The following is a 20,676-nucleotide window of genomic DNA, read 5'->3' on the forward strand; positions in this document are numbered from 1 at the left end:
GCAGCGTTAAAGATTGCTCCAAGCCAAAGACGGTGATCTGAGAAAACGAAGCTAGGCCTGATCTGAGGACGAGGATGCCGGTGCCACTTGGGGCTGGAACTGGAAGAGAGAATACACGACATTGCGGCGAATCATCACCATCATGTCCAAGAACAATTCGTAGCCCTCCCGTTTGTACTCCACCAAGGGATCCTCTTGGCCATAGCCCCGTAGGCCGACCGACTCGCGCAGGGCATCCATTTGTTGTAGGTGCTCCCGCCACAGCAGGTCAATCTGTTGTAGGATAAAGAACCGCTCCGCTTGTCGCATCAGACCCGTTTGAATGCGCTCAATTTCTGCTTCTTTTTGCTCGTAGGCGGTGCGCACTTGCTCATGCAAAAAGGCCTGCATCTCCGGTACGCTGAGATGAGCCAGATGCTCAGGGCGTAGATCCGACAGCAAATAGACAAATTCCTGTACTTTGGCCACCAAGCCCTCTAAATCCCATTCCTCTGGCGGCAGATCGGGATTGACATAGGCGGCAATGATGTCGTCCATGGTTTTTTCGGCGTACTCCAGCACCCGATCCTTGAGGTCTTCCCCTTCCAGCACTCGCCGCCGCTCAGCATAGATGGCACGCCGCTGGTTATTCATCACCTCGTCGTATTCAAAGACCTGCTTACGGATGTCATAGTAGTAGGTTTCCACCTTGCGCTGGGCATTTTCCAAGCTGCGGGTAAGGAGTCCCGACTCAATGGGCATATCCTCGTCAACGCGCAGGGCATTCATGATACTGGCGACGCGATCGCCCCCGAAGATGCGCAGCAGGTTATCCTCCAAGCTCAGGAAAAAGCGCGTGGATCCGGGGTCGCCTTGGCGTCCTGCCCGTCCCCGCAACTGGTTATCAATCCGCCGCGATTCATGGCGTTCTGTGCCAATCACGTGCAAACCACCGAGAGCCACCACTTCTTCATGTTCTTTCTTGGTGACCACCTCATATTCTTCGCGGATACGGTTAAAGGCATCCCGCAGGGCTTGAATCACAGGATCTTGGGTCGGTGCTTTCTCCGAGGCGATCGCCAGCATATCCTCCGCCTGCAACTCCGGCAGACTGCGCTCCCCATAGGTCTTGACCGCCACATCCACCGCATGGCGCAGCAGCTTTTCCGCATCCTGACTAATTTCGCAGGGGAAGAGTCCCGGTGAGGCTTTCCAGTTTTTCTGCGCCGCCTGACTAAAGCCTTGGCCACCGCCGCGATCCATTTTCAGCCCCAATAGCATCATCGGGTCGTCACTGGGGGGCATGACAATGCGAGGCATAAAGTATTCCCGCACCTTGAGGCGTGCCATATAGTCGGCATTCCCCCCTAGGATAATGTCGGTGCCTCGGCCTGCCATGTTGGTTGAGATCGTCACTGCGCCCTTGCGGCCGGCTTGGGCAATGATCTCCGACTCTCGCTCCACATTTTCAGGTTTGGCATTCAGCAGGTTATGGGGAATTTCCAACTCCCGCAGCAGTTGCGACAGTAGCTCCGACTTTTCAACACTGGTGGTACCCACGAGCACGGGGCGACCCGTAGCGTGAATCTCGGCACATTCAGAGGCCACGGCCAGCCATTTACCCCGCTCGGTTTTATAGACCACATCGGGAAAGTCCCGCCGCTGACTGGGGCGATTGGTGGGCACCACCGTCACTTCTAGCTTGTAGATTTTCTCGAATTCTGCCTCTTCGGTCTTGGCTGTCCCCGTCATCCCCGCCAACTTGGGATAGAGCAAAAAGAGATTTTGGTAGGTAATTGTGGCGAGGGTTTGGGACTCATTTTGAATGTCGAGGCCTTCTTTGGCTTCGATCGCCTGATGCAGGCCATCACTCCAGCGGCGACCCACCATGACTCGTCCCGTGAATTCATCTACAATCACCACTTCACCATTGCGGACGATGTAGTTCACATCCCGCTGAAAGAGTTCCTTGGCCTTGATGGCATTAAAGATATAGTGTGCCCAAGGGTCTTGGGGGTCATAGAGATCGCTTACCCCCAATAGTTTTTCAGCTTCGATAAACCCCTCATCGGTCATGAGGACATTACGAGCCTTTTCATCCACCTCGTAGTGCTCGTCCTTTTTCAGGAGGCGGGCAACTTCAGCCGCCTTGAGGTACTTCTCGGTGGGACGCTCCACTTGACCTGAAATAATTAGGGGCGTGCGGGCTTCGTCAATCAGTACCGAATCCACCTCGTCAATGATGCAGTAGTTGAAGGGACGCTGCACCACCTCAGCCATGGACGTAGCCATATTGTCCCGCAGGTAGTCAAAGCCAATTTCGCTGTTGGTGGCATAGGTGATATCGCAGGCATAGCTTTTCTGCCGCTCTTGGGGAGCCATGTGCTGCTGAATCAGCCCGACCGTCAGACCCAAAAAGCGATGCACCTGTCCCATCCATTCCGCATCCCGCCGTGCCAGATAGTCGTTGACCGTAACAATGTGCACCCCTTTCCCCGTCAGGGCATTCAGGTAGGCCGGCAGCGTGGCCACGAGGGTTTTTCCTTCCCCCGTTTTCATTTCGGCAATCTGGCCATCGTGGAGAATCATGCCACCGATGAGCTGGACATCAAAGTGGCGCATCCCCAGTACCCGTCGTGAAGCTTCGCGCACCACGGCAAAAGCCTCGGGCAGTAAATCATCGAGGGTCTCGCCATTGTCGAGTCGCTGCCGAAACTCAGCCGTTTTCGCCTGTAGCTCACTATCGCTTAGGGGCTGAATTTGCTCCTCCAGCAGGTTGATCTCGACCACAAGGGGTTGATACTTTTTAACCTTGCGCTGATTGGGATCGCCAAATAGGGCTTTCAGCATGCGACGGGCACCATGGATACAAAGCTATACATTTTAATCGTATAGCAACTGCAAGTTCCTCGCTGCCTAGACGTATTGGCTGATGTCCTCTTGGCAGACATCGCTGAGGTCGGTGAGGGCACGAAACCGCAGCATCACGACTTCTTCATAAAAGGGATTGAGTTTACACAGAGGGGGAATGCTGATGACTGGCCGACCAAAGAGGGAGAGGGTGCGGGCAAAGGGACATTGGGCTGGAATAAGGCGGCAAATGCGGTGGGCGATCGCTGGCGTTGTGATCGGATAAGTCATTAGCCACTGACGGATTTTGGTCGTTAAAGAAGTAGGCGTGCGTTGGGCAAGGCGTTGATTCATGGGGCTATCCTCACAATTGCGCATACCCTCACGGTAAAAGATAACCTAGGCAAATAGTAATACGCTTTTAATATAAAAAATCTTTATCAATAATAAGCATTGCTAAACTTGCAGCCGCTTCAGGGATAGATCTCCATTCCTCAGCTCAGCAGAGTGCTAAACTGTTCAGCAACTCAAACTCTGATGAAGTTTTGTCTAGAAATTTTTCAATTGCTTGCATAAACTCATTGACTGCTTTATTCATCTTGGCCTTGCTTGAATTCGTTAAGGAAGAGACTCAATGCGTCCACTGGTTGCTAACTACTACCTGACCTACCGCTGTAACGCCCGCTGCCACTTTTGCGACATTTGGGCACTGGAACCGGGCAAAGAAGCTGATTTTAGCGCCATCCAAACCAATCTGCGCGATTTGAAACGTTTGGGGGTCAAATATGTGGACTTTACGGGGGGTGAACCGCTGCTGCGTGCCGATGCCCCAGCCATCTACCGGGAAGCCAAGCGTCTCGGCTTCATGACTAGCATGACGACAAATACGATTCTCTATCCCCGCCGTGCTAGGGAAATTCAGGGCTTGGTGGATTTCTTGAACTTCTCCCTCGATGGGCCTGATGCGGCCACCCATGATCAGTCGCGGGGCGTGAAAATTTTTGACACGTTGGTGGAGTCCGTCAAAATTGCCCTTGAGCTTGGTGAATATCCAGTGCTGAATCACACCGTCACTGCCCAAAATTATGAACGGATTGGTGAGGTGGCCGAATTTGCCCAAAGTCTAGGGGTACGGGTTTGGTTGAACCCCGCCTTTACCGCCCATGAAAACTACAACGACAAGAAGAACCCCACCCCTGAAATTGCCGACCACATTGAACAAAATGCGAAGAAGTATAACAATGTTGGTTACAATAAGGCAGCATTAGCCCTCATCCGTGCGGGGGGAAACAATACCCAAAATCCCCGTTGCAAGGCGGTGGATGCAGTCATTGCCATTTCCCCCAATGATGAGTTGCTGCTACCGTGCTACCACTTTGCGCAGAAGGGAGTCCCCATCAATGGTCGCCTGTACGAGCTGTACAAGTCCTCCGAGGTGGTAGAGGAGTATCGCCGCTCCCAAGGCCGACTCTCCGTCTGCGAAGGCTGCACAGTGTGGTGTTATCTCATTCCCAGCTTCTTTAAGGGAGTGGATAAGTACTGGTTTCTCAATCAGGTGACCTATGCCGGAGAATTCCTGGCCCGAAAACAGTTTCTACAACGAAGCCGATCCCCTCGACGAACTCCTGTCGGAGTGGGTTGATGCCCCAGAGAGTCCTCCATTACAACCGCGTTCTGAGGGTCGCCGTCGCAAGGCTTTCCTAGCGCTCTCTCTGATTTGGGGGAGCACGATCGCCCTGCATCTGATTGTGGGTGGCATTTGGCTGATCTATGCCCTAACGCTGCTCATGAGCTGGCAAACACTGCGCTACTGGCGAGCCAAGCCGCAAACGCTACCTGCATTAGAGGCCACAGAAAGTGTGCAGCCAATGGTGTCTTTGGTGGTAGCGGCGAAAAATGAAGAGGCGGTGATTGGTCGCCTCGTCAAAAACCTTTGCCGCTTGGATTATCCCCACTACGAGGTGTGGATTATTGATGACAACAGTAGCGATCGCACCCCCGATATTTTGAGTGAACTACAAAAGCAATATCCTCACCTCAAAGTGCTGCGGCGGCTGCCGGGGGCGGGCGGGGGTAAGTCCGGTGCCCTCAATCAAGTCCTGCCCTTGACACGGGGAGAAATTATTGGCGTCTTTGATGCCGATGCCACCGTACCCCAAGATCTACTGCAACAGGTGGTCAACCGCTTTCAGGTGGCCAGTGTTGGCGCGGTGCAAGTGCGCAAAGCAATTAGTAATGCCGACATCAATTTGCTGACCCAAGGCCAAGCGGCAGAAATGATCCTCGATGCCTACTATCAACAGCAGCGGGTGGCCTGTGGCGGTATGGGCGAACTGCGGGGCAATGGCCAATTTGTGCGGCGGCAAGCTCTAGAGCGCTGTGGTGGCTGGAATGAAGAAACCATTACTGACGATCTGGATCTCAGTCTGAAGCTGCATCTCCACGGTTGGCAGATTGACGTGCTGATGAATCCAGCGGTACAGGAAGAAGGCGTGACCACACTCGTGGCACTGTGGCACCAACGCAATCGCTGGGGCGAGGGCGGCTACCAAAGCTATCTCGACTACTGGCAACCCTTGCTGCGCAATCGCCTTGGCTGGCAAAAAAGCTGGGATGTGCTCTGCTGGTTTTTGATCAAATACGCCATTCCCACGGCCACAATTCCCGACCTGCTGATGGCTCTACTGCGTCACCGCAGCCCGATGCTAGTACCCCTGACGACACTGAGCTTTACGCTTTCAATGGTGGGGATGCTGCGAGGGATTCCTCAAACGCAGTCGCTGGGGATTTGGCAACTATTTTGGCAGAGTTTGCGGGGTACCCTCTACATGCTCCATTGGTTGCCTGTGGTGAGTACAACAACACTGCGAATGGCTGTACGCGCCAAGCGTCTCAAGTGGGTAAAAACCGTGCACCACGGCATCTAAACCTAAACATTGGCCAAAAAAAGATCCGTGCGGGGACAACCTTGAGCTAGGCTAGGGGCAGAGTTTTGACTGGTTCTGCCATGTCTCGCAATAGCAACCTGCTGCCTTTGCTGGTGTCTCTTGTCCTCACCTGTGGTCTATTGGGGGTGGGGGCGGTGCTCGTGATTCGGTTACTGGGCAATCAAAATCCCCTTGAACAGGTGACTGAAAACTTGGGGGTACCCCAGAGTACGCCAGAGATGGCGGCTGCGAATTTCAGCGATGTCAGCAATGTTCCCAGTGGTACGTTTCAATACGGGGGCAGTACGACGTGGGCACCGATTCGCCGCGATGTCGATCCCCTGATTCAGTTAGCTTGGCCCAATTTTCGCCTGCGCTACACCAATCCCCCCACCGGCACCCCCGGATCGGGCAGTGGCATTCGCATGTTAATGAATAATCAACTGGCCTTTGCCCAGTCTTCCCGCCCCCTCAATGAGCAGGAGCGGCAGCAGGCGCAGAGCCAAGGGATAAAATTGCTGGAACTACCGGTGGCGATCGATGGCATCGCGATCGCTGTCAATCCCAACCTCCAGATTCCCGGTCTCACTGTGCAACAAGTGGTTGATATTTACACGGGCAAACTGACGAACTGGAGCCAAGTGGGCGGTCCGAATCTAGCCATTACTCCCTTTTCACGGCGGCTGGAAGATGGCGGAACGGTAGAGTTTTTCGTCCAAGATGTCTTGGGGAACCAGCCATTCAGTCCCAAGGTGGTGATGGTGCGGGATACCACAGATGCCCTACGGCGGGTGGGGGCAACCTCCGGCGGCATTTACTATGCCTCGGCACCGGAAATTGTTGGTCAGTGCAGTGTGCGACCCTTGCCTTTGGGGCGGCAGCCCAATCAGTACGTTCCTCCCTATCAGGAACCCTATGTGGATTCTGCCCAATGTCCACAGCGGCGGAATACATTGAACTATCGTGCCTTTCAGGAGGGCAGTTACCCCATTACCCGTCGCCTGTTTGTCATTGCCAAGGATGACAATAGCCCGGATGCCCAAGCCGGTCGTGCCTATGCAGCCCTGTTATTAACGGATCAGGGTCAAGCCACAATTGAAAAAGCCGGCTATGTCCGCTTGCGCTAGGGGAGCCAGATGTTTGATAAACCATTGAATCGAACCTATGAGCGGATCATGGTGGCCATTGCCAGCGCCAATTTTCTGTTGGTGCTCTTTGATCTCACCTATATTCCCCTACGGGACTTCTGGCTTTTGGGAAAAGTCCGCATTCCCCTGATTCAGCGGGTGATTTATCTGCCCCAGCCTTTGCCGATTACCCCTCTCTATGACCCCATTAAGGGAATCGAACCCCACCGGGCAACCCAGCAGTACATCAACACGGTCAACCAACTCCGGCAAACCATTGCCGCTGAAGGGGTCGATGCGCCAGCTACTCAAGCACTCTTGGCTGAGTTGCGCAAGCAGAGCAAAACCATGGTGGATACTAACCCCTTTGCCCTTGCCAATAAGACTGGCACCCTTGAGCGGATCAAGAACCTGATGCGGCTGCGGGTCTTTGGCGATCGCAATGCCTCCTCTAAACAGTCCTTTGAGCGTTTTTGGAGTGACGAGTACATCAATGAGCGGGACTGGCAGACCAACCTTGCTTGGTTTGAGGCGCAGATCATTCCCCTGATGGCTACCAATTATTGGCGCCGCTACGGTGAAGATGGGGATTTTATTGACCACTTTGATGCCATTGATATTCCCTTTAATCTCCTCTTCTTTGTGGAATTCTTGGGACGCACGTTTTGGCTGAGTCGCCAATATCGCGGTGCCCGCTGGCGGGATGCTATGTTCTGGCGCTGGTACGATGTGCTGCTCTTTTTCCCCTTTTGGTGGCTGGCACCCACTTGGGCGTGGCTACGGATTATCCCGGTCACGATTCGCCTTGATCAAGCGGATATTATTTGCCTTGATAGTCTTGAACGGCAGGCCTCTCAGGGCTTAGTGGCAGCGATCGCCACCGATATTTCGGAAGTGGTTGTCCTGCAAGTCCTCACCCAACTGCAAAAAGCAATCCGTCGCGGCCAATTGAGTCGCTGGCTACCGCGTGTCTCTGGCGGCCAAGGGAGCAAGACGCTCAATGACATTGATGAACTGGGGGAACTGGCAGCCTTGGTTGGGCAGGTGGTGATTTACCGCGTGATCCCCCAACTGCGACCAGAAGTGGAAGGCTTAGTGGCCTACAGTGTCGATCAAGTGCTGCGGCAAGCGCCCCCCTATCGGCGGTTATTGGAAATTCCATCCCTTGAGGCCTTACCCCGCCACTGGCACCAATCCCTTACCAAGGAGATTAGCGATCGCCTCTTTCTGCTATTGGAGCAAGCGAGCAAAAACCAAGGCAATCCACCCCGCGAAGGGGCATTACTGGTGAGTCAACTGGCGCAAAAATTTGGCCAAACCCTCAGCGCCGAACTCCAAGAGGAACAGGTGGGCAAGGTGATTCAAGATCTGCTGGTGGTGTGGCTAGAGGAAATCAAAATTAATTTTGTGCGGCAGACCCACCTTGAAGGCATTGAAACGGTTTTGGATGAAACCCGTGCCCTGCAGGAAAGCTTAGAACAGGGACGGCTCAAACCTTAGGCTATTCAAGGGGTTGGAGCAGCCAGAGAGCCGTGTAGGTGGTGTCATTGGGAGTCGGTTGGATGAGGAGAAAGTGCAGACCCTGAGTGGCGCGCAGGCGATCGCGAAAGAGTTCTCCCGCTTGGGAAATCTCAGCATTGTCAAACGTCAAAAAGACCCAGCGATCGCGCAAGCCGCTGTGCAACACCACCCCACAGGGTCGCCCCGGCACAAACTCTAAGCGATAGGGCAGTTGCTCTTGGAACCACCGCGCCAGCTTCAGGGACTTGCGACCGCCATAGAGAATAATTCCCGGAATCAACGTATCGGGAGCCAAGCCCAAAGCCTCTGGCAACATTGCCATTTCAAAGGCCAGAATCCGCAGCGGATATTGCATCAGTTGTGCCAAGTCGGGGGGAGTAATTGCTGCAAACTGCCAAGAATCTCCCCAAATATCCTCGGGCAGGGGCAATGGCGGCGGCTGCTCAATGGCCAATGGATCGTAGGCTTCACCGGTGTAGGTTTTTAGACTGGGATACGCCTGAGCACGTTGGCACAGGTAGTGCTTTAGAGCCGGGGTGCGGCGGGTGGCTTCGAGGGGAAGGTTGAGTTCTTGGCAAACCACTTCCACGAGGCCTAAACTCTGGGGACGAAAAACCTGTACCCGCTGCGGTAGGGGCTGCCCGCAACTTTTGAACTCTGTGGCCAGCCATGAACTGCTCACGAGGGGTTCTGGGCAAAAAGCCGTGTAGTAAAAATTTTCCTCAGGGTCACAAATCACGAGTTCCCACAGATCAAGGCCACTGGGGGTACGCAAAGGCCGACGGTAAAGGTCAACTTGCCAACAGGACATGGACGGAAATGAGCAGCAAAGGAAGTTAACAGCCTTTTCACAACCATTGAAAGCCGCTCAGCTTGCCGCTAATTCTGTTGATGCGTCCTCAAGCGAGAGAAAAAGGCTATCTGTTGCTATTGTGCCTTGTTTTGCCTCCTCGGCTAGGGTGTTTTAGGCCTGAATTCCTTCTATACCTAGGCCACAACTTTGCCACGAAAGACGAGGTAATTATAGAGGTTATAAGCCAGCATAATCGGGATTAAGAAAGCGACGAAAATCAGCATAAAGACTTGGGCACTGGGAGAGGCTGAAGCTTCGTAAATGGTGACGCTGGGGGGAATGATGTTCGGAAAAATCACAAAGCCCAAGCCAATAAATGACAGGAGAAACAGTAAAAACGTCCACACCAAGGGCATGACTTCTTCACGCTTTTGTAAACTACGCAGCAATAGAAAAATCAGCAACACCCCCAAAATGGGAATCGCGGCAAAAATGTAGAATAACGGTGGCTGAAACAGTTGGGCACGCAGGTGCTCATGGAAAATGGGGGCGCTAATGGTAATCAACACAGCACCGATAAACGTTGTCCAAGCTGCAATCGTGGCCGTGCGGTAGTGGGTTTGCTGCAACTCACCTGTGGTTTTGTAAATCAGATAGGTTGACCCAATCAGCACATAGCCCTGAATCAGCGTCAGTGCCACCAACACCGAGTGCCACGTCAGCCAATCCCACATGCCGCCCGCAAAGTGACCCGCAGCATCTACTTTGATGCCCTCAAAAACAGTGCCCACCGCAAAGCCCTGCCCCAAGGCGGCCAAAAAACTGCCAATGCCAAAGGCAAGGTTCCACACCCGTTTATTATTGGCATTCTCGCGAAACTCAAAGGACACTGCCCGCAAAATTAGCCCCACCACCATAATCACTGCGGGTAGGTAAAGGGCATTGAGGATGGTGGCATAGGCCAAGGGAAAAGCACCAAAGAGCGACCCACCCATCAGCACCAACCACGTCTCATTGGCATCCCAAACATTGCCAAGGCTGGTCATGAGGATATTGCGGCGCCGTTCATCGCTACTGGTGAGGGAGAGAATGCCAATGCCTAGGTCAAAGCCATCTAGGAGAATGTAGAGAAAGAGGAACAACCCTAGGATAAAAAACCATACCTGCGGCAAAAAGTGCTCCAAGGGTGCAAGGGGATTCGGTTCCATGGTGTACTCCCTTATTGTTGAGTTTCTAGGGGACGGCGATCCGGTTGGTGCTCTGCTAGTTTGATGCGGATTTCCAGTTGTTCAGCATTGTGCAGCCCCGGCACCGGCAAGGCAACATTGGGGCCTTTTTGGATGATGCGACTGCCAAAGAAAAGAGCCGCAAAGAAGAAAATGGTGTACAGGGCAACCAAGCCACTAAGGGAAAAAAGCACCACTTGGGGCGGTAAATTGGAGGCCGCTTCTGCTGTCCGCAACTGGCCATAGACAATCCACGGTTGACGCCCGACACAGCGGACAATCCAACCGGCTTCGACGGCAAGGTATCCCAAGGGTCCTGCAAAGATCCAGCCCCACCAGAGCCACTGGTAATTGCGCAGGCGATCGCCCTCGAGGCCAGTGCGCCACCAGACAAAAACAGTGAGGATCACGAGAGCCGCGAGGTACAGACCAATGGCCACCATCAGGCGAAAGGAATAGTAAATCAGGCCAATCAAATGGGGGCGATCGCTAGCGTTCCACTCCTTCAAGCCCAAGATCGGTGTGTCTAACTGCGGTTTCAACTCCAGTAGGTAGCTCAGCAGGCCGGGAATTTTCACTTCCAAGCTATTTGCTTGGGCGGCCTCATTGGGTAAGGCAATCACACTCCAGTCCGCAGGTGTACCCGCTGGCACCGTTTCCCACAGGGCTTCCATGGCGGCTAATTTGGCGGGTTGGTAGTGATAGACCTGCTCAGCACTGAGGTGACCGACAAACACCTGTAGGGGGGCAATCACCAAGGCCATCACCAACACCACCTTCAGGGATTTCGTGAAGAAATTGGGCAGGCGATTTTGCAGTAGATACCAAGCACTAATGCCGCCAATAACAAACAGCGAGGTTTCTAGGGTGGCAAAGAACATGTGGAAAAAACTCTTGACCATGAAGGGGTTGGCGATCGCTTGGAAGTAGTCTTGAACGCGGAACTTACCCTCGACAAAGACGCCCCCCGCTGGTGTCTGCAGCCATGAGTTGGCCGAGAGAATCCAGAAGGTGGAGAGATTGGCACCAAAGGCGACACAGATGGTCGAAATCCAATGCATCACTGGCGGTACCCGTTGCCAGCCAAAAATCATAATGCCCAAGAAGCTGGCTTCCAGCATGAAGGCCATGGTGCCCTCAAACCCCAAGACGGTACCGAAGAAATCCCCCACTGCTTCTGAGAAGGGTGCCCAGTTGAGGCCAAATTGAAAGGCCATGGGTAACCCCGAAGCCACGCCAATCCCGAAGTTGAGGATATACAGCTTTGACCAAAAGCGAGCATGGTGATAGTAGGTCAGGTTTTTGGTTTTTAGCCACAGTCCCTCAATGACCACGAGATAAATGCTCATCCCCGTGGTGAGGACGGGCCAGAGCATATGGAAAATGGCTGTGAGGGCAAATTGCCAACGGGAGAGAACAACGGTATCGAGACTAGCCAAGGTCATAACACCACCCTAGGGGTTGATCTGCCTTACTTTTAGCAACCCCCTTTGAGCGGTGACAAGGAGAATGGCGAACCGCTGCAAAAATTTCAGCTTTGCTTAAGAGTCTGGCGGGGTCATGGGCATTGAGCAGCTACACACGAGGTGGCGATCGCCATAGGCATTGTCAATGCGGGCTACCGCTGGCCAGAATTTGTACTCCCGCAGCCAAGGGGCGGGGTAGGCGGCCACTTGCCGTGAATAGGGGTAAGGCCATGGCTCTGTGGCCAGCATCAGGGCGGGATGGGGGGCATTTTTCAGGGGATTTTGCTGGCGATCGCTGACGCCGGCCTCAATTTCAGCAATTTCGGCACGAATGGCAATCATCGCCTCACAAAAGCGATCCAATTCCGCCTTGGTTTCACTTTCAGTGGGTTCAATCATCAGCGTGCCCGGCACCGGCCAAGAAATGGTGGGGGCATGGAAGCCATAGTCCATCAGCCGCTTGGCAATATCTTCCACCTCAATTCCCGCGGATTTTTTCAGCGGACGCAGATCAAGAATGCACTCGTGGGCCACCAAACCGTGGGCACCTTTGTAGAGAACCGGGTAGTAGGGTTCAAGGCGTTTGGCAATGTAGTTAGCATTGAGGATGGCAATTGCGGTGGCGCGTGTCAACCCCACCCCCCCCATCAGGGTAATGTACATCCACGAAATCGGCAAAATACTGGCACTGCCCCAAGGGGCGGCAGTCACCGGGCCAATTTCCGATCCTTGGGGAATCAGCTGTGTGGTTGGCAAGAAGGGGGCTAAATGCGCCTTGACCCCGATGGGTCCCACCCCCGGCCCACCGCCGCCGTGGGGAATACAAAAGGTTTTGTGGAGGTTGAGATGGCAGACATCGGCACCAAAGTCCGCCGGACGGCACAGCCCCACTTGGGCATTCATATTGGCACCATCCATATAGACTTGACCGCCGTAGCGATGGATGATCTCACAAATTTGGCGAATTCCCGTTTCAAAGACGCCGTGGGTCGAGGGATAGGTGATCATCAAGGCCCCTAGGCGATCGCTATAGGTTTCCGCCTTGGCCGCCAGATCCGCCACATCAATATTGCCCTGGGCATCGCAATTGACTGCCACCACCTGCATGCCAGCCATGACCGCACTGGCAGGGTTGGTGCCATGGGCAGAGGTGGGAATCAAACACACATTGCGCTGGCTTTCGCCGCGGCTGTGGTGGTATTGGCGAATCACCAAGAGTCCGGCATATTCCCCTTGGGAACCGGCATTGGGTTGTAGGGAAATGGCATCGAAGCCGGTAATTTCTGCCAGCATTGCCTCTAGCTCACGGAACAGCTGCTGATAGCCTTGGGCTTGCTCGGCAGGGGCAAAGGGATGCAGTTGATTGAATTCTGGCCAACTGATGGGCAGCATTTCCGCAGTGGCATTGAGCTTCATGGTGCAGGAGCCAAGGGGGATCATCGAGGTGGTGAGGGAGAGATCCTTGGCCTGAAGGCGGTGAATGTAGCGCAGTAGGGCGTGTTCGCTGTGGTACTCCTGAAAGACTGTGTGTTGCAGGTAGGCAGATTGGCGTTTCAGCGTTGGCGGCAGGCGATCGCCCGCGGCAACTGCCACAGGACTTGTGCCAAAGAGCGCCAGTAAATCCGCCCCATCTTTTTCGGTGGTGGTCTCATCCAAACTGATGCCGACACTGCCATCCTCAAAGTAACGCAGGTTGATTTGCGCCGCTGCTGCCCGCTCCTTGAGCACCTGTACTGGCAGGTTCCCCAAGCCAATGCGTAGGGTGTCAAAAAACTCAGAATGGTAGAGTGGATAGCCCGCTGCTGCTAAGCCTGCTGCTAGGGTCACTGCCCGTTGATGGATGCGCTCAGCGATTTGCCGCAGCCCCGCGGCTCCATGATAGACGGCGTACATACTGGCAACAACTGCGAGGAGAACTTGGGCAGTGCAGATGTTACTGGTGGCCTTTTCGCGGCGGATATGCTGCTCACGGGTTTGCAGGGCAAGGCGCAATGCTTTTTGACCCAAGGCATCGTGGGAAACCCCCACTAGTCGTCCGGGTAATTGCCGCTTAAAGTCTTCCCGGATGGCAAAGAAGGCGGCGTGAGGCCCCCCATAGCCCAAGGGCACACCAAAACGCTGGGAGCTGCCGACGGCAATATCTGCCCCCAATTCTCCCGGCGGTGTCAGCAGTGTCAAGGCCAGCAAATCAGTGGCCACCGTCACCAAGAGTCCCCGTTCATGGGCAGCGGCAATCAGGGCTTCGGGCGATCGCACCGCACCATCGCTGGCGGGATATTGCAAGAGCAGGCCAAAGGCATTCTCCCAAGGCAATTCACTGGCGATCGGGTCAATGGGTACAATCTCAATGCCAAGGGGCAGGGCACGGGTGCGCAGCACTGCTAGGGTTTGGGGATGGCTATCCTGCGCCACCAAGAAGCGGTTGGCTCCCTTTTGACGGCAGGCATTCAAGCTCAGCGTCATGGCTTCAGCGGCAGCCGTCGCCTCATCAAGGAGAGAGGCATTGGCAATGGGCAAGCCCGTTAGATCGCTGACAAGGGTTTGAAAGTTGAGGAGGGCTTCGAGGCGTCCTTGGGCAATTTCCGCTTGGTAAGGGGTGTACTGGGTGTACCAGCCGGGGTTTTCCAGAATGTTGCGCTGAATCACCGCCGGCGTAATGCAGTTGTAATAGCCCATGCCGATGTAGCTGCGCCAAACTTGGTTTTGCTGGGCAAGGGTGCGTAATTTTTGCAGGGCTGCTGTTTCACTGAGACCTTCACCCAGAGCGAGAGGGCGTTGCAAGCGAATTTCCGGGGGAATGACGGCAGTGATCAGCTCCTTGAGGCTGCCATACCCCAACAGGCTCAACATTTTGGGTAGATCGGTGGGCGTAATGCCAATGTGCCGCGCGACAAATTCGGCATCGGTCTCTAAGTTGATCTCCAGTTGGGGCAGTGAACTAACCATCGCTATCGCACTCGTGTTGTAAATCGTTCATATATCTTAATTCTTTGGGCAGGGTTTGCGGGCATGGAGAACCTGCAAGCTGCGCCCGAGGTGGTAGGTCTGCCGCTCGACAGTGAAGCCCTGTAACCGTAGCTGCTCAGCTAAGTCCGTTTGCAGCAGTTGCCAAGCGGTTTCCGTTTCAAAGAGCCAGAAAAAGAGGGCCATCCCCGGCCAAAAGAGGGGCACTTGGGGACGATGAAAATCAATCAGGGCAAACCAGCCACCGGGCTTGAGAACCCGCCACACTTCCGCCACAATGGCACGCAGTTGTTCCGCAGTCATTTCATGCAGCGCCATGCTAGTGTGTACCAGATCAAAGGTGGCATCGCCAAAGGGCATCTTCTCCGCAAAGGCTTCCACATAGGTGGCTTGGGGCACGCGCTGCCGAGCACGGGCGATCGCCCGCGGTGAAGCATCTAAACCAGTGACCTGATCAAAGGCTTGAGTTAAGGCTTGAGTGACAACGCCATGGGCACAGCAAAGGTCTAAAACTGTGGCACTGCGGGGTAAGTCCAAATCTTGCCAAGCCAACCGATGCAGGCGATCGCTCCCCCCGACCGTTATTGCTGCGAGGTCACTAATGGTGTCGTAGAGCCACGGATATTGATAGCTCCAAGTGCGTAAAATGGTTGCCACAGCGCTGGATCAAGCCTTGAATTTTGCAGAATTGGAACCAGTTGAGTGTCAGTGTACCGCCTTTTTGGCAACGATTCCTTGAGAAAGGACTGTTATAGTCTTATGTGGTAGCGAGAATCCGTAGTTGTAACGGTGTCGGGAGTGAGCATGGGTCAACCATCCATCTGCCAACAAAGCAGTCTGCTGCTGGGGAGCCTTGTGGGGGTCTTGATCACCATGAGCGGGGGGGCGATCGCCCAACCCAACCCTACGGCCACCGATCTCCTGCCCTTCAATCCCAATCCCGATCCCCTCCATCTCCCCAGTCGTCCCGATCAAGTAAAAATTGATTTGGATCGCCCCATTACCCTCAACGAAGCGATTGAACTGGCGCGGCGGAATAACCGCCAACTGCAAATCCTTGAGGCACAACTGCAACAAAGTCGGGCCGTTCTGCGCCAAGCGGCGGCGGCTCTCTATCCCAGCATCTCCTTGCAATTGGGGATTAGTCGCACAGATTCAGCAGCGATTCGGCTGCAAAATGCCCAACTACCACCCCCCTTGCGAACCAACCCCACCAGCAATACTTGGACCAGCACGGTGCAACTGGGCTACAACATTTTCACCTCTGGCCAACGGGATGGCAGTATCAAAGCAGCACAGGAACAGGTGCGCAATGCCGAACTGGATCTGCAGCGAGAATTTGAACAACTGCGGCAGGATGTCACCAATGCCTACTACAACATTCAACAGGCGGAGGCGCTGGTGCGCATTGGCGAAGCAGCGGTACAAAACTCCCAAATCAGCTTACGGGATGCGATCGCCCGCGAACGGGCTGGCTTAGGCACGCAATTCGATGTCCTCACAGCACAGGTGCAACTGGCCAATAACCAACAGCAACTCGTGCAAGCCCAAAGCCAACTGCAAACGGCTCAACGCCAACTGGCACAGCTGCTCAGTCTCAATGACAAAGCCAATGTGCGGGCGGCTGACCCCATTCGGGTAGTTGGAGAATGGAAACTCTCCCTTGAGGAGAGCATTGCCCTCGCCTTTCGCAATCGCGTGGAACTGGAACAACAACTGACCCAACGGAATGCAGCACTGCAGCAGCGCCGGGTGGCCTTGGGGAATCTAGGACCGCAGTTGGTGGCCGGCGGAAGTTTTAACACCCTTGATAGCCTCACAGATGGGAGGGCACCCCGTTGGGGATATACCGTTGGGGGTCAAATGAACCTGACCCTCTTTGATGGCGGGGTCTCCCGTGCCAGTGCTGCCCAGCAGGAAAGCGCTGCCGCGATCGCTGAAGCCCAGTATGCCGCCTTTCGCAACTTAATTCGCTTTCAAGTGGAGCAGGCCTACTACACGCTCAAATCCAGTCAGGAAAATATCCGCACCAATGAAGTGGCGGTGCGCCAAGCCACGGAGGGACTCCGCCTTGCCCGTCTGCGCTTCCAAGCAGGGATTGGCACCCAAGCGGAGGTGAGCAATGCAGAAACGGCTCTGATTCAAGCCCAGAGCAACCTGTTGAGTTCTACCATTGACTACAACCGAGCGATCGCTGCCCTGCAACGCTTTGTGAGTGGCTTACCCTTGACGGCAACGCCTTGATGTTTGGTTTTTTGAATCTGAATAAACCTGCTGGCTGCACTTCCCACGACTGCATTAACGAACTGCGAAAGCGGCTGCGGCTCAAACGCATCGGTCATGGGGGCACCTTGGATCCGATGGCTACAGGGGTACTGCCGATCGCCCTTGGTGCAGCGACGCGACTCCTCCCCTATTTAAGCGATCGCAAGGCCTATATTGGCACGGTGCGCTTTGGCATCACCACAACCACGGATGACATTACGGGTGACATTTGCCAAGAACAATCTGCCAGTTACCTCACCCTTGAGGCCATTGAGGAACAGCTTCCCCAATTCATTGGCGAGATTGAGCAATATCCCCCCGCCTATAGTGCGATTCAAGTGGATGGTCAGCGGCTCTATGCCCGTGCCCGTGCGGGTGAAGCCGTGAGCGTGCCGCCGCGGATCGTTGAGGTGTACAGCATTGATGTCTTAGATTGGCAAGCAGGATGCTACCCAGAATTGACCCTGCGCATTACCTGTGGCGGTGGCACCTATATTCGCGCCCTTGCCCGCGATTTGGGGGCGGCACTGGGGGTAGGGGGAACGCTGGCAGCCCTGCAACGGATTGAAAGTGGTGGCCTGAGGATTGAGGAGAGCCATTCCCTAGAAAGCATTTCGCCAGAGCATTTACCACTGCGCCCGCCCCAAGCGGTTCTCTCACATCTACCGTGGCTTGAACTCAATGCAGTACAACTCAACGACTGGTATCATGGCCGCGCCGTGATTGGTGAGGGGCTACCGCCGGCGGAGAGTTTCGTGGGCGTCACCTTTGCCACTACCTGTGTGGGGATCGGAGTGAGTGGGGGCGATCGCCTGCATCCTAAGGTGGTTCTCAAGGCATAACGGTGTCTTCCGAAACATTTTTCTAGTGCTAGCTTAGGAAAAAGAAGCAATCAGCAGGTGAAGGAATGGGGGTTCGTTGGCTGCAACGTCTCATTTGTTGTTTAGTGGTCTTGGTGGGAGTCTGGGGCATTTTCCCCACTGACTCGGCGATCGCCCTGACGGAGGAACAAAAACTCTTTAATGAGGCATGGCGCATTGTTAACCAAGCCTACGTGGATCCCTCTTTTAATGGCCAAAACTGGTGGCTGGTGCGCGAAAAGGCACTGAAACGTCCCCTACCCAATCGCGAAGCAACCTACGAGGCCATTCAAGCCATGTTGGCGAGTTTAGAGGATCCCTTTACACGGCTGCTGCGCCCCGCCCAATTTCGTAGCCTGCAAACCACCACAGCTGGGGAACTCACTGGTGTCGGCTTGCAAATTAGCACTGACCCTGAAACCGGTATCCTCGAAGTGATTGCTCCCATTGATGGCTCCCCTGCTGCTGAAGCGGGGATTCAACCCCGCGATCGCATTCTTGCCATTGATGGCGTCTCCACCACCCAGCTCAGCCTTGATGAAGCCGCCGAAAGAATGCGGGGAGCCGCCGGTTCTGCTGTGCATTTGTTGTTACAACGGGGCAGTGAAGCTCCTCAAGAAATCACCCTGAAACGGGGACACATTGAGATTAATCCGGTCATGGCTGAGGTTCGCCAAGTGCAGGGGCACACCGTTGGCTATATTCGTCTTGGTCAATTTAGCGCTATGGCGGTCACAGAGATGCGCAAAGCCATTCAAATGCTAGAGCAGCAGGGAGTGGAGGAGTACATTCTTGATCTGCGCAATAATCCGGGGGGACTGTTGCAGGCGGGGGTGGAAATTGCTCAACTGTGGTTGGATTCGGGGGTCATTGTCTATACCGTCGATCGCCAAGGGATCATTGATAGCCTCAATGCCAATGGCGGTGCCCTCACCCATGACCCGCTCGTCGTCCTCGTGAATGGCGGAACCGCCAGTGCCAGTGAGATTTTAGCCGCTGCCCTGCAAGATCATGGCCGTGCTCGACTGGTGGGCGATCGCACCTTTGGCAAAGGCTCGATTCAGTCCCTCTTTAACCTCAGTGATGGCTCTGGCCTTGCGGTTACCATTGCCCACTACGAAACCCCCAATCACCACAACATCAACAAAGTGGGGATTGAGCCAGATCGGCGGGTTCTCGATGCTCCCGAGAGTCTGGTGGCCATGGGTACAGCAGCAGATCCCCAATATCTGGCGGCCCTAGAGCTGCTCCACAGTCCGGTTCAAGTCGCTGCTAACGCAGGGTGACAAACTCCTCCGCCGTCGAGGGATGAATGGCCATCGTGGCATCAAAGTCCTTCTTGGTGGCGCCCATTTTGAGGGCGATCGCGATCCCTTGAATAATCTCAGCCGCATGATCCCCCACCATGTGGGCACCGAGCACCCACTCCGTATTTTTCTCCACCACCAATTTGACGATCACCTTTTCATCTCGACCCGTGAGACTGTGGTACATCGGGCGAAAGGCCGCACGGTAGATTTTCACATTCTCTTCCCCCAATTTCGCCTTGGCCTGCGCCTCAGACAGCCCCACCGAAGCCGCCTCCGGCTGGGAAAACACCGCCGAGGGAATATTCTCATAGCTCAAGGTGCGCGGTAGATTACCAAATTGCGTATCAGCAAAGGCGCGTCCTTCGGCAATGGCTACGGGAGTGAGGTTGACGCGGTTAGTGCAGTCCCCCACAGCAAAAATGTGTTCTTGATTGGTGCGGTAGTATTCATCCACAGCAATGGCGACAATCCCTTGACTATTGGCCGTAAGATGCACCCCCGCCTGATCAAGACCTAGCCCCTGCAAGTTGGGCGCACGCCCCACGGCACACAGCACCGTATCAACTTTAGTTTCACAGGCTTGCCCCTGCTGTTCGTAGCGAATGCGGATATTGCCCTTCTTGGTGAGCTTCAAGCCTGTAATGTGGCACTGGGGACGGACATCAATGCCGTGGCGAAGCATCCCCTCATAGACACCATCTTGAATGTCTTGATCAAAGCCGCGCAGGGGGCGATCGCCCCGCAGAAAGTGAATGACTTCCGTGCCGAGTCCCTGCATAATGCCGGCAAACTCAACACTGATGTAGCCGCCCCCAAGGATAGCCATGCGCTTTGGCTGCTTGGGCAACAAAAACATCTCCCGCGAGGTAATGCTGTGTTCAATGCCCGGCACATTGGGCTTAATCGCTTCCCCCCCGACGGCAATCAAGATTTTCGCCGCTGTCACTCGCTGCTGTACCTGTCCTTGGCGATCCACGAGTTCTAGGGTGTGGGGGTCAGCAAAGCGGGCAAAAAAGGGCAGCAGTTCGACCCCGGCTTTGGCAAGGTAGCTAATGTGCAGTTGGCTGAGACGATTTACCTCTTGGTTCACTGCTTGAATCAGTCGCTCCCAGTTCAACTTGGCTTCAACGGGGCGCCAGCCATAGCCGACAGCGTCTTCAAAGAGGTGGCTAAACTTGGAGCCATAGACCATGAGCTTTTTAGGGACACACCCCCGAATCACACAGGTACCGCCAACTTTATCCCCTTCGGCAATGGCCACCCTAGCGCCGTAGGAAGCTGCCCGCTTTGAGGCCGCCAAGCCACCGGAGCCGGCACCAATCACAAATAGGTCATAGTCGTAGCTCATCCTTGCTCCCCAAAACCTAGCCTCAGTCTAGCGAAATCTG

Annotated in this window: 15 protein-coding genes; 7 read left to right on the forward strand and 8 right to left on the reverse strand. The window is 54.7% G+C overall.

The genetic code is table 11. The features are described from left to right. Positions 1–51: 51 nt before the first annotated feature. Together secA and QYC28_RS08470 are read right to left on the reverse strand one after the other, a co-directional pair. On the reverse strand, positions 52–2,829 hold the full coding sequence (secA, locus tag QYC28_RS08465) for a preprotein translocase subunit SecA (RefSeq protein WP_149819950.1): 2,778 nt from the start codon (positions 2,827–2,829) through the stop codon (positions 52–54). 66 nt (positions 2,830–2,895) lie between these two features. Next, positions 2,896–3,207, reverse strand: a complete 312-nt coding sequence (locus tag QYC28_RS08470) for a Mo-dependent nitrogenase C-terminal domain-containing protein (RefSeq protein WP_399375120.1) — start codon at positions 3,205–3,207, stop codon at positions 2,896–2,898. Between the two features lie 256 nt (positions 3,208–3,463). On the opposite strand from QYC28_RS08470, the gene QYC28_RS08475 reads away from it, so the two are divergent. The 4 genes from QYC28_RS08475 (at position 3,464) to QYC28_RS08490 (ending at position 8,383) form a co-directional block, all read left to right on the forward strand. After that, positions 3,464–4,471 carry a radical SAM protein gene (locus QYC28_RS08475; RefSeq protein ID WP_149819954.1) on the forward strand — a complete coding sequence of 336 codons (1,008 nt, stop codon included), beginning with the start codon at positions 3,464–3,466 and terminating at the stop codon, positions 4,469–4,471. Then, entirely contained in the window at positions 4,392–5,756 is a 1,365-nt protein-coding gene (locus QYC28_RS08480; protein WP_149819956.1) for a glycosyltransferase family 2 protein, read from the forward strand. Before QYC28_RS08475 ends, QYC28_RS08480 begins: the two co-directional genes overlap by 80 nt. Before the next feature lie 80 nt (positions 5,757–5,836). Further along, positions 5,837–6,883 (forward strand): PstS family phosphate ABC transporter substrate-binding protein, encoded by a 1,047-nt coding sequence (locus QYC28_RS08485; protein WP_286625342.1) that lies wholly within the window; start codon positions 5,837–5,839, stop codon positions 6,881–6,883. Between the two features lie 9 nt (positions 6,884–6,892). Continuing rightward, positions 6,893–8,383 (forward strand): hypothetical protein, encoded by a 1,491-nt coding sequence (locus QYC28_RS08490; RefSeq protein ID WP_302679303.1) that lies wholly within the window; start codon positions 6,893–6,895, stop codon positions 8,381–8,383. Position 8,384: 1 nt separating this feature from the next. Here QYC28_RS08490 and QYC28_RS08495 read toward each other — a convergent pair whose 3' ends face one another. The 5 genes from QYC28_RS08495 to QYC28_RS08515 form a co-directional block, all read right to left on the reverse strand. Then, positions 8,385–9,215 (reverse strand): Tab2/Atab2 family RNA-binding protein, encoded by an 831-nt coding sequence (locus tag QYC28_RS08495; protein WP_149819960.1) that lies wholly within the window; start codon positions 9,213–9,215, stop codon positions 8,385–8,387. A 176-nt stretch (positions 9,216–9,391) separates the two neighbouring features. After that, positions 9,392–10,405, reverse strand: coding sequence for a cytochrome d ubiquinol oxidase subunit II (gene cydB / locus QYC28_RS08500; RefSeq protein ID WP_149819962.1), 1,014 nt, complete (start codon positions 10,403–10,405; stop codon positions 9,392–9,394). 11 nt (positions 10,406–10,416) lie between these two features. Next, the gene (locus tag QYC28_RS08505; RefSeq protein ID WP_286625347.1) at positions 10,417–11,868 is read right to left on the reverse strand and encodes a cytochrome ubiquinol oxidase subunit I; all 1,452 of its coding nucleotides are present in this window, start codon (positions 11,866–11,868) and stop codon (positions 10,417–10,419) included. 96 nt (positions 11,869–11,964) lie between these two features. Beyond that, positions 11,965–14,835 carry an aminomethyl-transferring glycine dehydrogenase gene (gcvP, locus tag QYC28_RS08510; RefSeq protein WP_302679304.1) on the reverse strand — a complete coding sequence of 957 codons (2,871 nt, stop codon included), beginning with the start codon at positions 14,833–14,835 and terminating at the stop codon, positions 11,965–11,967. A 36-nt stretch (positions 14,836–14,871) separates the two neighbouring features. Further along, positions 14,872–15,510: a class I SAM-dependent methyltransferase gene (locus QYC28_RS08515; protein WP_302679305.1), complete on the reverse strand. Its 639-nt coding sequence runs from the start codon at positions 15,508–15,510 to the stop codon at positions 14,872–14,874. 147 nt (positions 15,511–15,657) lie between these two features. Between QYC28_RS08515 and QYC28_RS08520 the strand changes: the two genes are divergently transcribed. The 3 genes from QYC28_RS08520 to ctpA all read left to right on the forward strand — a co-directional run bounded on the left by QYC28_RS08520 (position 15,658) and on the right by ctpA (position 19,264). Beyond that, on the forward strand, positions 15,658–17,097 hold the full coding sequence (locus tag QYC28_RS08520; protein WP_302679306.1) for a TolC family protein: 1,440 nt from the start codon (positions 15,658–15,660) through the stop codon (positions 17,095–17,097). Continuing rightward, positions 17,097–17,960 (forward strand): tRNA pseudouridine(55) synthase TruB, encoded by an 864-nt coding sequence (gene truB, locus QYC28_RS08525; RefSeq protein WP_149819972.1) that lies wholly within the window; start codon positions 17,097–17,099, stop codon positions 17,958–17,960. Before QYC28_RS08520 ends, truB begins: the two co-directional genes overlap by 1 nt. 65 nt (positions 17,961–18,025) lie before the next feature. Further along, entirely contained in the window at positions 18,026–19,264 is a 1,239-nt protein-coding gene (gene ctpA / locus QYC28_RS08530; RefSeq protein WP_302679307.1) for a carboxyl-terminal processing protease CtpA, read from the forward strand. Here the strand turns inward: ctpA and gor are convergent. Beyond that, the gene (gor, locus tag QYC28_RS08535; protein WP_302679308.1) at positions 19,251–20,636 is read right to left on the reverse strand and encodes a glutathione-disulfide reductase; all 1,386 of its coding nucleotides are present in this window, start codon (positions 20,634–20,636) and stop codon (positions 19,251–19,253) included. The two genes, ctpA and gor, sit on opposite strands and share 14 nt — an antisense overlap. Between the last annotated feature and the right edge of the window lie 40 nt (positions 20,637–20,676).

The organism is Thermosynechococcus sp. HY596 (assembly GCF_030518715.1).
Taxonomy (GTDB): domain Bacteria; phylum Cyanobacteriota; class Cyanobacteriia; order Thermosynechococcales; family Thermosynechococcaceae; genus Thermosynechococcus.

Excerpts from the sequence above, each read along its gene's own strand:
- secA (WP_149819950.1), bottom strand. The coding sequence starts at position 2,829 with ATGCTGAAAGCCCTATTTGGCGATCCCAATCAGCGCAAGGTTAAAAAG.
- QYC28_RS08470 (WP_399375120.1), bottom strand. The coding sequence starts at position 3,207 with ATGCGCAATTGTGAGGATAGCCCCATGAATCAACGCCTTGCCCAACGC.
- QYC28_RS08475 (WP_149819954.1), top strand. The coding sequence starts at position 3,464 with ATGCGTCCACTGGTTGCTAACTACTACCTGACCTACCGCTGTAACGCC.
- QYC28_RS08480 (WP_149819956.1), top strand. The coding sequence starts at position 4,392 with ATGCCGGAGAATTCCTGGCCCGAAAACAGTTTCTACAACGAAGCCGAT.
- QYC28_RS08485 (WP_286625342.1), top strand. The coding sequence starts at position 5,837 with ATGTCTCGCAATAGCAACCTGCTGCCTTTGCTGGTGTCTCTTGTCCTC.
- QYC28_RS08490 (WP_302679303.1), top strand. The coding sequence starts at position 6,893 with ATGTTTGATAAACCATTGAATCGAACCTATGAGCGGATCATGGTGGCC.
- QYC28_RS08495 (WP_149819960.1), bottom strand. The coding sequence starts at position 9,215 with ATGTCCTGTTGGCAAGTTGACCTTTACCGTCGGCCTTTGCGTACCCCC.
- cydB (WP_149819962.1), bottom strand. The coding sequence starts at position 10,405 with ATGGAACCGAATCCCCTTGCACCCTTGGAGCACTTTTTGCCGCAGGTA.
- QYC28_RS08505 (WP_286625347.1), bottom strand. The coding sequence starts at position 11,868 with ATGACCTTGGCTAGTCTCGATACCGTTGTTCTCTCCCGTTGGCAATTT.
- gcvP (WP_302679304.1), bottom strand. The coding sequence starts at position 14,835 with ATGGTTAGTTCACTGCCCCAACTGGAGATCAACTTAGAGACCGATGCC.
- QYC28_RS08520 (WP_302679306.1), top strand. The coding sequence starts at position 15,658 with ATGGGTCAACCATCCATCTGCCAACAAAGCAGTCTGCTGCTGGGGAGC.
- truB (WP_149819972.1), top strand. The coding sequence starts at position 17,097 with ATGTTTGGTTTTTTGAATCTGAATAAACCTGCTGGCTGCACTTCCCAC.
- ctpA (WP_302679307.1), top strand. The coding sequence starts at position 18,026 with ATGGGGGTTCGTTGGCTGCAACGTCTCATTTGTTGTTTAGTGGTCTTG.
- gor (WP_302679308.1), bottom strand. The coding sequence starts at position 20,636 with ATGAGCTACGACTATGACCTATTTGTGATTGGTGCCGGCTCCGGTGGC.